The organism is Nocardia sp. NBC_01009 (assembly GCF_045208035.1).
Lineage (GTDB): Bacteria > Actinomycetota > Actinomycetes > Mycobacteriales > Mycobacteriaceae > Nocardia.
In genome coordinates this window covers 3,477,669-3,492,364 of the sequence record NZ_CP108695.1, presented here as the reverse complement: position 1 = coordinate 3,492,364, position 14,696 = coordinate 3,477,669, and the positions used below count along the sequence as shown (strand labels likewise).

14 protein-coding genes are annotated in these 14,696 nt (G+C 66.9%); 7 read left to right on the top strand and 7 right to left on the bottom strand.

Translation table 11 applies throughout. The features are described 5' to 3' along the window. Positions 1-43 precede the first annotated feature (43 nt). Positions 44-1,795 carry an alpha-(1->6)-mannopyranosyltransferase A gene (locus tag OHA42_RS15615; RefSeq protein ID WP_406237812.1) on the top strand — a complete coding sequence of 584 codons (1,752 nt, stop codon included), beginning with the start codon at positions 44-46 and terminating at the stop codon, positions 1,793-1,795. Continuing rightward, the gene (locus OHA42_RS15610; protein ID WP_406237810.1) at positions 1,792-2,802 is read left to right on the top strand and encodes a phytoene/squalene synthase family protein; all 1,011 of its coding nucleotides are present in this window, start codon (positions 1,792-1,794) and stop codon (positions 2,800-2,802) included. Before OHA42_RS15615 ends, OHA42_RS15610 begins: the two co-directional genes overlap by 4 nt. A 39-nt stretch (positions 2,803-2,841) precedes the next feature. Here the strand turns inward: OHA42_RS15610 and OHA42_RS15605 are convergent, their stop codons facing one another. Then, positions 2,842-3,210: an Rv2175c family DNA-binding protein gene (locus OHA42_RS15605; protein WP_328411350.1), complete on the bottom strand. Its 369-nt coding sequence runs from the start codon at positions 3,208-3,210 to the stop codon at positions 2,842-2,844. 149 nt (positions 3,211-3,359) lie between these two features. Here OHA42_RS15605 and pknB point away from each other — a divergent pair, with 149 nt between their 5' ends. Next, positions 3,360-5,312: a Stk1 family PASTA domain-containing Ser/Thr kinase gene (pknB, locus tag OHA42_RS15600; RefSeq protein WP_406237808.1), complete on the top strand. Its 1,953-nt coding sequence runs from the start codon at positions 3,360-3,362 to the stop codon at positions 5,310-5,312. Positions 5,313-5,371: 59 nt separating this feature from the next. Here the strand turns inward: pknB and OHA42_RS15595 are convergent, their stop codons facing one another. Continuing rightward, on the bottom strand, positions 5,372-6,757 hold the full coding sequence (locus OHA42_RS15595) for a class II 3-deoxy-7-phosphoheptulonate synthase (RefSeq protein WP_406237807.1): 1,386 nt from the start codon (positions 6,755-6,757) through the stop codon (positions 5,372-5,374). A gap of 181 nt (positions 6,758-6,938) precedes the next feature. Here OHA42_RS15595 and OHA42_RS15590 point away from each other — a divergent pair, with 181 nt between their 5' ends. Next, positions 6,939-7,439 (top strand): polyadenylate-specific 3'-exoribonuclease AS, encoded by a 501-nt coding sequence (locus OHA42_RS15590; protein WP_406239383.1) that lies wholly within the window; start codon positions 6,939-6,941, stop codon positions 7,437-7,439. Between the two features lie 66 nt (positions 7,440-7,505). Here the strand turns inward: OHA42_RS15590 and OHA42_RS15585 are convergent, their stop codons facing one another. The 4 genes from OHA42_RS15585 to OHA42_RS15570 form a co-directional block, all read right to left on the bottom strand. Further along, positions 7,506-9,143, bottom strand: a complete 1,638-nt coding sequence (locus OHA42_RS15585; RefSeq protein WP_406237805.1) for a cytochrome bc complex cytochrome b subunit — start codon at positions 9,141-9,143, stop codon at positions 7,506-7,508. Next, positions 9,140-10,219, bottom strand: a complete 1,080-nt coding sequence (locus OHA42_RS15580) for a ubiquinol-cytochrome c reductase iron-sulfur subunit (RefSeq protein ID WP_406239381.1) — start codon at positions 10,217-10,219, stop codon at positions 9,140-9,142. Before OHA42_RS15580 ends, OHA42_RS15585 begins: the two co-directional genes overlap by 4 nt. A gap of 158 nt (positions 10,220-10,377) precedes the next feature. After that, positions 10,378-11,241, bottom strand: a complete 864-nt coding sequence (locus OHA42_RS15575) for a cytochrome c (protein ID WP_328411342.1) — start codon at positions 11,239-11,241, stop codon at positions 10,378-10,380. 60 nt (positions 11,242-11,301) lie between these two features. Further along, positions 11,302-11,913, bottom strand: coding sequence for a heme-copper oxidase subunit III (locus OHA42_RS15570; protein ID WP_406237802.1), 612 nt, complete (start codon positions 11,911-11,913; stop codon positions 11,302-11,304). A 312-nt stretch (positions 11,914-12,225) separates the two neighbouring features. On the opposite strand from OHA42_RS15570, the gene OHA42_RS15565 reads away from it, so the two are divergent. The 3 genes from OHA42_RS15565 to OHA42_RS15555 all read left to right on the top strand — a co-directional run bounded on the left by OHA42_RS15565 (position 12,226) and on the right by OHA42_RS15555 (position 14,331). Then, on the top strand, positions 12,226-12,654 hold the full coding sequence (locus tag OHA42_RS15565) for a hypothetical protein (RefSeq protein WP_406237800.1): 429 nt from the start codon (positions 12,226-12,228) through the stop codon (positions 12,652-12,654). Positions 12,655-12,806: 152 nt separating this feature from the next. Next, the gene (gene trpD / locus OHA42_RS15560; RefSeq protein ID WP_406237799.1) at positions 12,807-13,868 is read left to right on the top strand and encodes an anthranilate phosphoribosyltransferase; all 1,062 of its coding nucleotides are present in this window, start codon (positions 12,807-12,809) and stop codon (positions 13,866-13,868) included. 172 nt (positions 13,869-14,040) lie between these two features. Next, entirely contained in the window at positions 14,041-14,331 is a 291-nt protein-coding gene (locus tag OHA42_RS15555) for a hypothetical protein (protein WP_406237798.1), read from the top strand. A 17-nt stretch (positions 14,332-14,348) separates the two neighbouring features. On the opposite strand, the gene OHA42_RS15550 is transcribed toward OHA42_RS15555, so the two are convergent. Further along, complete coding sequence (locus tag OHA42_RS15550; protein ID WP_328411334.1) at positions 14,349-14,624, bottom strand: Lrp/AsnC ligand binding domain-containing protein; 276 nt, start codon at positions 14,622-14,624, stop codon at positions 14,349-14,351. Positions 14,625-14,696: the final 72 nt, after the last annotated feature.

Genomic DNA, 14,696 nt, shown 5'->3' with positions numbered 1-14,696 from the left:
TCGCGGTTGCGACCGCCGACCACTCCGGGGGAACCGACACCGTATGCCACCCCCCGAAGCCAGCGCCGCAGCCGACACCGAGGACTCGATCATCAACACCAACACGAGCCTCGCGGACCGCACCTCGAGCACACCGGCCGCCCGGCCGAGCCGACGTGGCGCGTCCTGGACCGCCGCGCCCATCGTGACGTCCGCGCACGGACTCCGATGGTGGGTGCGGACCTCGGCCGATTTCCTTCGCAGCCCCGAAGGGCATTCGGCGCTGCTCGGTTTCTTCGGCGCGGTGATGATCACCTTCGGTGGATTCGGCGCGGGCAGCGTCCGCAAACGCGATCCGCTACTCGAGGCGATGCACCTGTCCTGGCTGCGATTCGGCCACGGCTACGTGTTGTCCACCATGGTCATCTGGGTCGGCGTGCTGCTGATGATCACCGCGTGGGTTCGGCTCGGCCGCACCACCATCGGCTTCGGAGATCGGCCGGGGGCAGGCGTCACGCTCAACGAGCTACGCGCGATCGTCGGCATCTGGATCTTCCCGCTGCTGTTCGCCGCACCGATGTTCAGCCGCGACGCCTACTCCTACCTGGCCCAGGGCGCGCTGCTGCGTGACGGGTTCGACCCCTACCAGGTGGGCCCGGTCGCCAATCCCGGTGTGCTGCTGGACAACGTGAGCCCGGTGTGGACCACCACGACCGCGCCCTACGGTCCGGTCTTCCTGCTACTCGGCCGCGCGATCACCGCCATCACCGGCGACAACGTGGTGGCGGGAACGATCGCGCTGCGGCTGGTCATGCTGCCCGGCCTCGCGCTGATGATGTGGGCGGTGCCGTATCTGACCAAACATCTCGGTGGTAAGCCGACGGTGGCGCTGTGGCTGGCCGTGCTCAATCCGCTGGTGCTCATCCACCTCATCGGCGGCGTGCACAACGAGATGCTGATGGTCGGCCTCATGTGCGCGGGCATCGCGCTGGTGCTGGAGCGCCACCATGTGGCAGGCATCGTGGTCGTGGCGATCGGCGTTGCCATCAAGGCGACCGCCGGGATCGCGCTGCCGTTCCTGGTGTGGATCTGGATGTTGCACGAGAAGGAACGCCGGGCGCTGGAGCGAGCCGCGAATTCCCCCGGTGCCACTGCGCCGCTGGAAGGCGAGCCGGATGCGGCCAAGTCCAGCGCGGAAATGCCCCACCCCGCACAGATGTTCGCCAAGATCGCCGGACTCGGACTCAGCGTATTCGCGGTGGTCTTTGCGGTGGCCTCGGTGGCGGCCGGTGTCGGCATCGGCTGGCTGACCGCGCTGTCGGGTTCGAAGAAGATCATCAACTGGCTGTCGCTTCCGACGATCATGGCGCACGTCACCACCTGGGTCACCCCGTGGCGGACGGAATCGGTGCTCGGCGTGACCAGGACAATCTGTGCGGTGGCATTGGTCGCGGTGCTGGTATGGACGTGGTGGCGGTTCCGCCACAGCGAACGCGAGGCCGTGCTCGGCATTCTCATTGCGTTCGTCGGAATCGTCATCCTCTCCCCCGCCGCGCTGCCCTGGTACTACTCCTGGCCGCTTGCGCTCGCCGCGGGCTTCGCGCTGTCGACCACCACCCTGATGGTGCTGGTCGGGCTCTGCACCTGGCTCATGCTGGTGTTCCAGCCCGACGGTTCGATCGGGCTGTACGACTTCCGGCACGTGGCCGCCGCGACCTTCGTCGCCGTGGTGGCGGCACTGTCGCTGCGGAAGGTGGACCCGTTGCGCTTGCGGGCCACCACGTCGGCGGATTCGCCGGCACCGTCCGGGCCGTGACCGGTTCCGCCGCGGCCGTAACGGGTTCGGTGATAGAACTCCCCGCGGCATACCGCGAATGCCGGCAGATCGCCGCGGCGCACGGCCGCACCTACTTCCTGGCGACCCGCCTGCTGTCGGCCGAGCGAAGACCCGCAGTGCACGCGCTCTACGCGTTCGCGAGGACAGTCGATGACATCGTCGACCACACGGACGCCATCGAAGGAACTCTCGACCCTGCGGCGATCGCCTATCGCGGCGAGGACTGCGCCGGACTGCTCGATCGGATCGAGAAGCAGCTGCGCAGTCGCCTGGAAGGCAACCCGCTGTCGGAGCAGATCGGCGAACAGCGGGACCGGGTCCTCCTCGCCCTCACCGACACCATCGAACGCTACGACATTGCCCACCAGCACTTCTGGACATTCATGGACGCGATGCGGATGGACATCGTCGGCACGCCGCAGTACCGCGACCGCTACGCGACGATGGCCGAGTTGCGCGAATACATGCGTGGGTCGGCGGCGGCGATCGGACTGCAGTTGCTGCCGGTGCTCGGCACCGTCGTGCCGGTGGCCGAGGCCGAGCCCGCGGCCGCCGCACTGGGCGAGGCGTTCCAGCTGACCAATTTCCTGCGCGACGTCGCCGAGGATCTCGATCGCAGGCGTGTGTACCTGCCCGCCGACGAACTCGCGGCTTTCGGGGTCGACTACGACCTGCTCGTCGACTGTCACCGCACCGGGCGCACTGATCAGCGGGTGCGCGCGGCGCTCGCCCACCTGATCGCGATCAACCGCGACATCTATCGTGTCGCCGACCGAGGCATCGACCTGCTGGAACCGCGCGTCCGACCGGCCATTCGCACCGCGAGCACGCTGTATGCGGGAATTCTCGACCAGATAGAAAATGGCGACTACGCCATCTTCCGCAGACGCGCGGTAGTGCCACAGCGGCATCGCCTACGCGTCGCCGCGCTGGAATTCGGCGCCGCCGCGGTTCGCGGCCCGCACCGGCCGAACTTGCGTCCCTGACCCGCATCGGCCTGCGACGCGGATCGGGGACGGGTCTGGTCAGAAAGGATCGGCAGCGGCGCGGCGGATGACTTCTCGGGCCAATGGGCCGTGCAGGGCATCGATCGGCCTGCCCGGCAGGGTCTCGTCCTCGGTGAAGATCCACTCCAGGATCTCTTCGTCGGTGTACTTGGCGTCCTTCATCACGGTGATCAGGCCGGGCAGCGGTTTGACCACCGCACCCGTATCGTCGAAGAACCGTTCGGGGACGCCAGCGACGCCGCCGCGGCGCACCGCGAGAAGTTGATGGTCGCGCAGCATCTGATGCACCCGGGTCACCACGAGCCCGAGCTTGTCGGCCACCTCGGGCAGCGGCAGCACGGCCACGGACTCGGGAAGGACATCATCGCTGCAGGGAAATGCACTCACCCGGGTAACGGTAGACGGTCCGCCGCCGCACGTCGTGAGACACCCGGGGCGCATTCGCCGATACCATCGTGGAGGCCGCACCGGGCGGCATGTCGCTTGTCGCACTAACAGCGAGGGGTGAGAATTTTGTGAAAGCCGGAGGACATCACTTGATCGGGCAAATACTGGAAGGGCGCTACCGCATCGACGCGCCGATTGCTCGCGGCGGGATGTCGATGGTCTTCCGGGGTGTGGACACTCGCCTGGACCGCCCGGTCGCCATCAAGGTGATGGACCCGAAGTTCGCCGCCGATCCCCAGTTCCTTTCGCGGTTCGAATTCGAGGCGCGCGCGGTCGCGAAGCTCAAGCATCCATCGCTTGTCGCGGTGTACGACCAGGGCGTCGACGGCGAATATCCCTTCCTCATCATGGAATTGGTGGAGGGCGGCACGCTGCGCGAGCTGCTGCGCGAACGCGGCCCGATGCCGCCGCATGCGGCGCGTGCGGTCGCCGAGCCGGTGCTCGCCGCGATCGGCGTCGCGCATGCGGCGGGTCTGGTGCACCGCGATATCAAGCCGGAGAACGTGCTGATCTCGGATGCCGGCGAGGTGAAAATCGCCGATTTCGGTCTGGTTCGCGCGGTGGCCGCGGCCAACACCACTTCGGCGAGCGTGATCCTCGGCACGGCGGCCTACCTGTCGCCAGAACAGGTCACCAGCGGCACCGCCGATTCCCGCAGCGACGTCTACTCCTTCGGCGTGCTGATCTTCGAATTGCTGACCGGCCGGGTCCCGTTCACCGGTGACACCTCCCTGTCGGTGGCGTATCAGCGAATCGAGAACGACGTACCGAGCCCGAGCCAGTTCATCGCGGGGGTGCCCCCGGAGTTCGACGACCTGATCGCGCGCGCAACCGCCCGTGAACCCGGGCACCGCTTCGCCGACGCGAACGAAATGGTCGCCGCCCTGCATCAGATTGCGGTCGCGCTGAACCTGCCCTCGTATCGAGTGCCCGCCCCGCAGGAATCGGCCGAGCATCTCAGCGCCACCTACCGCATCGCCACGCCGGATCAGCACGCCGGCCAAGCCGCTGCCGGCCGCCAGGAACCGCATCCGCCGCAGCACACCAAGGTCGTCACCGCGCCACGGCCCAGGTACGCCGATTACGGCCCGCCGGACGACTACGAGCCGCAGCCCTCGCACCTGCCGCAGCCTTCGCCATATCAGGAATTCGACTCCGAACGCTCCCGCTCGCGCCGCACGACGCTGTTGTGGGTGGCCGTGGTGGCCATCCTGGCGCTGATCGTCGGTGTCGGCGGCTGGTGGCTCGGCGTCGGGCGTTTCTCCGCGGTCCCGCCGATCGCCGGGCTCGATCAAGAACGCGCAATCGCCACGCTGCAGAGCGCGGGCTTCTCCACCGAGATACGACAGAAGGCCTCGGACACCATCCCGGTCGGCGGCGTGGTCGCCAGCGACCCGTCCGCCGGGTCCAAGATCACCAAGAGCACGACGGTGGCGGTGCTGGTGTCCAGCGGCAAACCCCGAGTGCCGGATGTGAAGCCCGGCGATGTCGTGTCGAAGGTCAATCAGCTCATCCGCGACTCCGGGCTGCAACCGGTGGACTCCGGCGAAACCGGAAGTTCCGCACCGAAGGGCTCGTTGGCGAAGATCGATCCGGCGCCCGGCACCGTGCTTCCGATGAACGCCCAGGTGAAGGTGTATCGCAGCAACGGGTCGCAGCCGGTCAAAGTGCCCGACGTGCGCGGACGCGCCACCGCGGACGCCACCAAGATGCTCACCGATGCCGGGATCACGGTGCGGGAGACCCGCATGCAGTACGACAAGAACGTCGAGGGCGACAAGGTGATCGGCACGGACCCGGCCGCGGGCACCACGGTCCAGTCCGGCGACAGTGTCGCACTGCTCGTCTCGAATGCCGTGAAGATACCGACGGTGGTCGGGCAAAACGTCGCCGACGCGCGCGCCAAGCTCCAAGGCTTGGGCCTGCAGGTGACGGTGCGCCAGCTGACACCCTCGGACTCGTCGCTGGTGATCTCACAGAACCCCGGCGGGCTATCGAAGGTCGAGCCGGGCACCACGGTCACGCTGGTCGCACTCCCCTGAACACACCGAACGTCACATCGGGCGTGCGCCCGATGTGACGTTCGGTAGTGCCGAGAAGATCAGCGCAGCATTTCCGCGACCAGGAACGCCAACTCCAGCGACTGCTGGGTGTTCAGGCGCGGATCGCACGCGGTTTCGTAGCGTCCGGATAGATCCAGATCTGAGATGTCCTGGGCGCCCCCGAGACATTCGGTGACGTCCTCACCGGTGAGTTCGATGTGCAGGCCGCCCGGGTGGGTGCCCAGCGCATGATGCACCTCGAAGAAGCCCTGCACCTCATCGATGATCCGGTCGAAGTGGCGGGTCTTGTAGCCGGTGGACGCCTCATGGGTGTTGCCGTGCATGGGATCGCACTGCCAGATGACCTGATGCCCGGTGGCCTGCACCTTCTCGATGATCGGCGGCAGCACATCGCGAACCTTGCCGTTGCCCATGCGCGAGACGATAGTGAGCCGGCCGGGCTCGTTGTTCGGGTCGAGCCGCTCGACGTACTCCACAGCCTGGTCCGGCGTGGTGGTCGGACCGATCTTCAGGCCGATCGGATTGGCGATCAGTTCCGCGAGGGCGATGTGCGCGCCGTCGAGCTGACGGGTGCGCTCGCCGATCCACAGAAAATGCGCCGACAGGTCGTAGAGCACCGGTTCGCCCGCCGGATTCTCGCCGAGGCGCAGCATAGCGCGCTCGTAATCGAGCACGAGGGCCTCGTGGCTGGCGTAGATCCGGGCGGACTGCAGGCTCGGGTCCTTCACCCGGCATGCGGTCATGAACGCGAGACCGCGGTCGATCTCCTCGGCCAGCGCCTCGTAGCGCGCGCCCGCGGGCGACTGGGCCACGAAGTCGCGGTTCCAATCGTGCACCTTGTGCAGGTCTGCCATGCCCGCGCCGGTCAGCGCGCGCACCAGGTTCATCGCCGCGCTCGCGTTGGCGTAGGCGCGGACCAGCCGCGACGGGTCGTGATGGCGCACGGCCGCGTCGGGGGCCAGCGAGTTCACCATGTCGCCGCGGTAGGACTTGAGGCCGAGCGAATCCGTATCGGAGGAGCGCGGCTTCGCGTACTGGCCCGCGATGCGCGCGACCTTGACCACCGGCAGGCTCGCACCGTAGGTGAGCACGACCGCCATCTGCAGCAAGGTGCGGATGTTGCCGCGGATGTGCGGCTCGGTGTTGTCGGCGAAGGTCTCCGCGCAGTCACCGCCCTGCATGAGGAACGCCTCACCACGCGCGACCTCGGCGAGCTGCACGCGCAGCTCCTCCACCTCGGCGGGCACGCAGATCGGCGGCACACTCTCCAGTACCGTCCGCATGTTGGCGGCCTGCTCCGGATCCCACGACGGCTGCTGCAGCGCAGGTCTGGCGAGCGCGTCGTCCAGCCGTCGCCGCAGCTCTGCGGGCAGCGGCGGCAGTTCCGGCAGGCGATCGATGGGTACGTCGACGGTCCAGTTCACCAGTTCAGAATACGGACCGCACGGTCGCACAGATACCCGGAGGTGGGGGAAGCTGACATACCGAAGGTGTCGAGAATCTCCACCCGAGAACCCCTGGAGCGATCGGCGGGCTACCGGCATAGGGTTGCGGGGTCCGGCACCTCTACAACCGCTTCGACTACCGAGGAGAAGACCGATCTCTCTGCGATATTTTTACGATTGCGAATTCATCGAGGACGGCTCCACGATCGACCTCGTTTCCATCGGCGTCGTCTGCGAGGACGGCCGCGAATATTACGCGGTCTCAACCGAGTTCGATCCTGACCGGGCCGGCCCCTGGGTACGCAAATATGTGCTGCCGCAGTTGCCCGCACCGTCCTCGCCGCGCTGGCGCAGCCGCGAGCAGATCCGCGACGACCTCTACAAGTTCCTGGTTCCCCGCTCCACGGTCCAGCCCGAACTGTGGGCCTGGGTCGGCGCCTACGATCACGTGGCGCTGTGCCAACTGTGGGGCTCGATGGTCGACCTGCCGAGCACACTGCCCCGTTACACCAATGAACTGCGCCAGCACTGGGACGCGCACGGCCGCCCCGAACTGCCCCCCGTGCCGGCGGACGCCCACGACGCGCTGGCCGACGCCCGCCACAATTTCGCGAAGTTCGAGGCGATCGAAGTCGCCCGCCGCGCCGCCACTCGCTCGTAATCCCGGCATACGAAACACGAAGGCCCCGAGTCGGATTCGACTCGGGGCCTTCGTTGACGCCAGCGATCAGTGGCTGTTGTTGCCGCCGTGACCGTTGTCCTTCTGCTGTGCCTTCTGCAGCACGGCGAGCTGCTTGTGCTCCTCCGCGTGCTCGATCTCGAAGGCCTGCTCACTTTCCTGCCACGGGTCGGGCCGCAGGAAGCTGCCGGTGCCCGGCTTGCCCGCCGAACCCAGCTTGTTCATCTTCTTGGGCACGTGGGCGCCCTGGTACTCCAGCGGGACCGGGTGGCCGTGGTCGTCGACCGGGCCGAGCGGCTGGTGCACCTCGATGTACTCACCGTGCGGCAGCCGCTTGATCACGCCGGTCTCGATGCCGTGCTCCAGCACCGCCCGGTCGCTGCGCTGCAGGCCGAGGCAGAACCGGTAGGCGACGAAGTACGCAACCGGCGGCGCGACCAGCAGGCCGATGCGGCCCATCCAGGTGGTCGCATTCAGCGAGATGTCGAACTTCAGCGCCAGGATGTCGTTGACACACGACAGCGTCAGCACGACATAGAACGCGATCGACATCGCACCGATGGCGGTGCGGACGGGCACGTCCCGCGGCCGCTGCAGCAGGTTGTGGCCGACGGTGTCGCCGGTGAGGCGCTTCTCGATCCACGGGTAGACGATCAGCACCGTGAACACCAGACCCATGATCAGCGCGACCCAGAACACGGCCGGGATCGTGTAGCGACCCAGGTAGAGCTCCCACGGCGGCATGAGACGGGCGAGGCCGTCGGTCCACATCATGTAGAAGTCCGGCTGCGAACCTGCGGAGACCTGCGACGGGTTGTATGGCCCCAGGTTCCAGATCGGGTTGATCTGCAGCAGACCGCCCATGATGCCGACGATGCCGAGAGTGAAGGCGAAGAACGCACCCTGGTCCGCGGCGAACACCGGCACGATGCGCGCGCCGACCACGTTGTTCTCGGTGCGGCCGGGGCCGGGGAACTGGGTGTGCTTCTGGTACCAGACCAGGGCGACGTGCGCGGCGATCAGCGCGAGGATGATGCCGGGGAACAGCAGCACGTGCGCGATGTACAGACGCGGGATGATGATGTCGCCCGGGAAGTCGCCACCGAAGATCAGCCAGTGCATCCAGGTGCCGACGATCGGGATGCTCATCGTGATACCGCCGAACGCGGCCCGTAGGCCGGTGCCCGACAGCAGGTCGTCGGGCAGCGAGTAACCGAAGAAGCCCTCGAACATCGCCAGGATCAGCAGCAGGCAGCCGATGACCCAGTTGGCCTCGCGCGGCTTGCGGAACGCACCGGTGAAGAAGATGCGGAAAAGATGCACGATGATCGACGCCGCGAACAGCAGCGCGGCCCAGTGGTGGACCTGGCGGACGAACAGGCCGCCGCGCACCTCGAAGGAGATGTTCAACGCGGTCTCGTAGGCCCGCGACATGGTCACGCCGCGTAGCGGCTGGTATGCGCCGTTGTAGACGACCTCGGTCATCGATGGATCGAAGAACAGGGTCAGGTAGACGCCCGAGAGCAGCAGGATGATGAAGCTGTAGAGGGCGATCTCACCGAGCAGGAACGACCAGTGCGTCGGAAAGACCTTGTTGATCGACCGCTTCATGAACGCTGCGGCCTGATACCGCTCGTCCGCGGCGTTCGCTTGGGCTGCGGCCTTACGACCGAGTGCTGAGGTCATGAACGACGCTCCCAGTAAGCCGGGCCGAGCGGCTCGATGAAGTCGCCATTGGCGACCAAGAAGCCCTCGGAATTGACGGTGATCGGCAGCTGCGGCAGTGCGCGAGCGGCGGGACCGAAGACCGGCTTACCCCATTCGGTCGCCAAGAACTGCGACTGATGGCAGGGGCACAGGATCTTGTTGGTCTGCGACTCGAACAGCGAGGTGGGGCAGCCGAGGTGGGTGCAGATCTTCGAATAGGCGAAGTAGTCGCCGAAGTTGAAGCTCTCCTGCCCCTTGCGCTTGATGGCCTTCTGCGCGTCTTCGGTGCGCAGCCGGATCATCATGACGGCGTTACGGATTCCGCGCAGCGACTGCAGCGTCGCGTGCTCGTCGCCGCGCCACTTTTCCTTCCACGGGAAGACTGTCTCCATGGCGCCCGCGTCCATGTCCTCTGGACGCACGAGCACGATGTCCTCCGGGCGACCGGTGTCGCGGCGGATGTAGATGGTCTCGCCGGGGAAATCCGGGGTCCAGCCCGAGACCCACAGCGGCGACTTGTCGCCCTTGGCCCACGGGTTCTTGATCATGCCGCCGACGAAGACGAGCAGCGCGCCGATACCGAGCACACCGACGCCTGCGCCCGCCGTGCGGGTGATCATCTTGCGACGACCCAGCGTCGAGGTATCCAGCGCGTCGCTGAGCTCGGCGACCAGGGTGCGGCGCTCGACCTCGGGCGACCTGCCGTCGTGGCGGTCCTGGATGGACAGCTCGGCGGGGATGAACTTCTTGCGGATCAGCACCACCGCGACACCGATGACCAGCACCGAGATACCGAAGCTCAGGCCGACCAGCGGCGTGAACAGCGAAAAGGCGGCGTTGCCTTCCTCGTCCTTGCCCTTGTACTCCCAAGGCCAGAACAGGAACACACCGACGAGCACCGCGGCGGCCAGGCCGGACACCGCGAACCAGAACGACACCTGCCGCTCGGCCCGCTTCTCGGCGCGGGTACCCGGAATCGGGAACCGCTCGCGCCGGTAGGCGACGTCGACGCCGTCACGCGCGGTGCCGAGCTTGACCAGCTCGTCGCGCGACATCGCGTCGAGCTCTTCCTCGGTGGGATCCAGGTTCACAGTGCTGTGATCGGACGTTGCCCCGGCTTGCTTGGTCACAGCGGGGGTCGCCTCATCTTTCAACAGCTCGATGCTGTCGTCGCCCTCATCCGGCCGACCCATGTCGTTTGGCTCCTTATCCGTCATGACCTTGATCCGATCCACATCGCGGCGCCGACGACGAGCACGATGCCGACCACCCAGATGGCCAGAGCCTCGGTCGCGGGACCGAAGCCGCCGAGACCGTACCCGCCCGGGTCGCGCTCTTCGGTGGCGTTCTTGACGTAGGCGACGATGTCGCGCTTCTCTTCCGGGCTCAGCTGCCGGTCGGAGAACTTCGGCATGTTCTGCGGGCCGGTGAGCATCGCGTCGTAGATCTGCTGCTCACTGGCGGGCTCCAGCGGCGGCGCGAACTTACCGGAGGACAATGCGCCGCCCCTGCCGGTGAAGTTGTGGCAGGACGCGCAGTTCATCCGGAACAGCTCGCTACCGCGGGCGATGTCCGGGCCGCGCAGCGATTCCTGGGCGATCTCACCGTTCGCTTCGCGCACCACACTCGGTCCGCCGCCATTGGCCGCCACGTACGCCATCAACGCATCGGTCTGGTGCTCGTCGAACTTCGGTGGCTTGCGCTGCGCCTGGGCCTCGTTGCGCGCCATCGGCATCCGGCCGGAGGACACCTGGAAGTAGACAGCGGCTTCGCCGACGCCGATGAGGCTCGGGCCGCGGTCGACCACACCCTGCAGGTTCGCACCGTGGCAGGTGATGCACGAGGTTTCATACAGCTGCTTGCCGTCGCGGATCAGCGCGGACTGGTCCTCGTGCGCGGTCGCCACCTGCGGATCCGGCGTGAAAACCGAGGCGAGGAAGCCAGCTCCGACCAGACCCACCAGCAGCGCGAGCCCACCCGCGATACGGCGGCGGGCGCGGCGCTGCTTACGCGTCTTGCTGGCCTGGCCGCTATCGGGGCCCACGGGCTCTGGCGCTGACGGGGGAGATGAACTCATCTGTGTCCCTTTGGAGTAGACGGAACCGACTTGTACAAGATTGGGGGTTGCGTGCCCGGCTCAGCGGACGAAGTAGATCGTGGCGAACAGCCCGATCCAGACGATGTCGACGAAGTGCCAGTAGTACGAAACGACGATCGCGGCGGTGGCCTGCGCCGGGGTGAACTTACTGACCTTGGTGCGGATCAGCAGGAACACGAACGCGATCAGACCGCCGATGACGTGCAGGCCGTGGAAGCCGGTGGTGATGTAGAAGACCGAGCCGTAGGCACTGCTCGAGATCGAGGTGCCCTCCTTGACGAGGTTCGTGTACTCGTAGCCCTGGCCGAGCACGAAGAGGGTGCCCATGATCAGGGTGATCACATACCAGCGGCGCAGGCCGAACACGTCGCCCTTTTCCGCCGCGAACACACCCATCTGGCAGGTGAACGAGGAAGCGACCAGCACGGTCGTGACCGGCACTGCGAGCTTCAGATTCAGCTCGGTCGGCTCCGGCGGCCAGACACCGTGGGCCTGGGCGCGCGCGACGAAATACATCGCGAAGAGCCCGGCGAAGAACATCAGCTCGCTAGACAGCCAGATGATGGTACCGACGCTCACCATGTTTGGCCGGTTCAGCGAATGCACACGCTGAGTAATGGCCGATCCTGGGGTCCCTACTGCGGTCGTCACGGGGGTAAGTATGACTCGTCGTAGTACGACACAAGTACCCGGGTACGAAACTTGTCCGTCCGTGTCGGAAAACGCACGGACAGACAGGCTCTCGTGTTCGATTCGACGCGCCTCGACGCGGCGTGTCGGCAGCACCCGAGGCCCCGCGTCCGAGCAGGCGAAACTCGAGCTTCGCCGCATCCGCTGCGGCCGCTGGGACGTGCGGGCGGCCGCGGACGGCGCTGGTCGGGCTCGCACCGAGGTGGCCGGGCGTGTTGGGTACTGCCAGTCTGGCAGGCGACGGTAAGTAGAAGCTGAGACGAGGAGGCGGATGTGACCCCACGGTGGTGGCGACGACTGCGCGGCCAGGTCGGGTCTGCGGCCCTGGACCCGGATGCTGCCGATCTGGTGGTTGTCGCGACGAGTTTCGACGACGCCGAGGCCTGTTCGGCCGTGCTGGCGCGGGCCGCGGCGTGGCAGCCCGACGCCCCGGCGGTGTTGCGCCACCACCTACGTGTCCCCGCTGAGCAGGTCGAACGAGTGTGCGCCATCGCAGCCCAGGACGGGTACGCGCCTGCTGAGCAGTCCGGGGCCGCGGGTTCGGATGACCTGGCACCGGTGATCCTGCAACGGGTGCAAGTGCTCGATGCGCTGCATTGCTCGCAGGAACGCTCGCGCATGGCGGGACTTGCGCAGCGGCACGACGGCACGGCCGATGGATGGGACGCGTTGCAACCCGGTCACACAACCGAGCAGCAGTAATGAGGTCTGGCCCACTAAGCTGCATCGCGACAAACTGGTGTGCGAACCAGTGTGACGGGAGAAGTGGACATGAGGGCGCGCAGCGAGCGAACGATCGGCGCGGCCGTGCATCGCACGGTCATGCCGCAGCCGAGCCTCGACGAGGCGGAGGCATGATGGTACGCAGCTGGCCCCAGGTGCTCGGGACCCTCGCCGACGGTGGCGACCTTGCCGCGGACGATACGGCGTGGGTGATCAATGAGATCTTCACCGACAATGCGACGCAGGCACAGATCGCCGCCTTCGGTGTCGCCATGAAGATCAAGGGACCGACACCCGCCGAACTGTCGGGCATGGCCTCCGGGATGCTCGCGCACGCACGCCTGGTCCAGGTGGACGGCGATGCCGTCGACATCGTCGGCACCGGCGGTGATCGGTCCGGCTCGGTGAACATCTCCACGATGTCCGCGGTCGTGGTGGCCTCGGCCGGTGTGCCGGTGGTCAAGCACGGCAATCGGGCGGCGTCCTCCAAGAGCGGCGGTGCCGATGTGCTGGAAGCGCTGGGTGTGAAGCTGGCCCTCGGACCGGCGTCGGTCGCCCGGTGCGTGCGGGAGGTCGGCATCGGTTTCTGTTTCGCACCGCTGTTTCACCCCGCACTGCGCTTCGCGGGACCCGCGCGGAAAGAAATAGGCATCCCCACCGTTTTCAACGTGCTCGGCCCGCTCACCAACCCGGCGCAACCGCGTGCCGGATTGGTCGGCTGTGCCTTCACGGATCTGCTGCCGGTCATCGCAGGCGTGTTCGCCGAGCGCGGCGCGAGCGCGCTGGTAGTGCGCGGAAACGACGGTTTGGACGAGATCACCACCTCCGACACCACCGCCGCCTGGATCGTCTCGGGTGGACGAGTGCGGGAGACGACGATCGACCCGGCCCGTCTCGGTATCGCCCGAGTGGATCTCGACGCGCTGCGCGGTGGGGATGCCGAGGTCAACGCAGGCATTGCCCGCGATGTGTTCGCGGGCTCCCCTAGCGCGGTCCGCGACGCTGTCCTGGTGAACTCCGCCGCGGCGATCGTCGCCTACGACCTGTCCCAGGGCGTCGGTGATCCCGATGCCGATGTGCACGACGCGCTTGCCGCCGGTCTCGAACGAGCCGCAGCCGCTATCGACGCGGGCAAGTCCGCCGCGCTGCTCGACCGGTGGTCGAAACTGACCAACACTCTCGGAGACAGCTGAATGAGCCGCACCGTTTGTCCGGATTCGCATCATAGTGACAACTATGTTTCGCGCCGCATGTCGTCAGTCCCGTTGTGTCATCGGCAGTTACAGTGACGGCGCAAACCGGCGCCTCGCCCCACGTTCGGCCTCGGGCGTGCGCCGCCCGGCTCGACTTGCAAGGAGCACACACATGAAGCGGGGCGTTTACGCGGTACCCGGCATCCTGGCGGTGGCCGCGACGATCGCGGCCGCGCCGGCTGCCTTCGCGGCACAGGGCACCCTGGTCGTCAACAACACCGTGTATCGCGAGCCGTCGGGCTGCATGCAAATCAACGCCGGGGTTGCGTCGCTGGCACTCGAGAACCACACCGACAACAGAGTGACCATCTTCAGCGGTTCCGGCTGCCGTGGCGATGTGATGGCAACCCTCACGCCGGGTGAATCCCGTGCGTCCAACGGGTCATCACTCCAGATCGGCTGACCCGCTCCGCCTGCGGCTCACTCCCCCAGCGAGAAACCGGCCTCCACGTCCGCGCTCGAGTACGACTTGAACGCGATGTGGGTGATGGTGCGCGCGACACCGGGGGTCTTGTCGATACGGTCGGTCACCACCTCGGCGATCTGCTGGTGATCGCGCACCCGCACGATCGCGATCAGATCGACATCGCCGGCACAGGAGTAGACCTCGGCGACGCCCTCTGTGTCGGCGAGCGCCTGCGCGGTTTCCGGAATGCGGGCGTTCTCGGCGTTGATCATGACGATCGCGGTAATCATGGGTGTCAGCCTAATGTGCACAGCCGGACGCGGTCCGTCCGTAATCTGCGCCGGGCCGAGCGCAGGCGAGGC

What these genes read in the sequence shown, in the direction of transcription:
- OHA42_RS15615 (WP_406237812.1), top strand. Translation starts at nt 44, where the DNA reads ATGCCACCCCCCGAAGCCAGCGCCGCAGCCGACACCGAGGACTCGATC.
- OHA42_RS15585 (WP_406237805.1), bottom strand. Translation starts at nt 9,143, where the DNA reads ATGACCTCAGCACTCGGTCGTAAGGCCGCAGCCCAAGCGAACGCCGCG.
- OHA42_RS15580 (WP_406239381.1), bottom strand. Translation starts at nt 10,219, where the DNA reads ATGTCGCGCGACGAGCTGGTCAAGCTCGGCACCGCGCGTGACGGCGTC.
- OHA42_RS15575 (WP_328411342.1), bottom strand. Translation starts at nt 11,241, where the DNA reads ATGAGTTCATCTCCCCCGTCAGCGCCAGAGCCCGTGGGCCCCGATAGC.
- trpD (WP_406237799.1), top strand. Translation starts at nt 12,807, where the DNA reads ATGATGGTACGCAGCTGGCCCCAGGTGCTCGGGACCCTCGCCGACGGT.
- OHA42_RS15555 (WP_406237798.1), top strand. Translation starts at nt 14,041, where the DNA reads ATGAAGCGGGGCGTTTACGCGGTACCCGGCATCCTGGCGGTGGCCGCG.
- OHA42_RS15550 (WP_328411334.1), bottom strand. Translation starts at nt 14,624, where the DNA reads ATGATTACCGCGATCGTCATGATCAACGCCGAGAACGCCCGCATTCCG.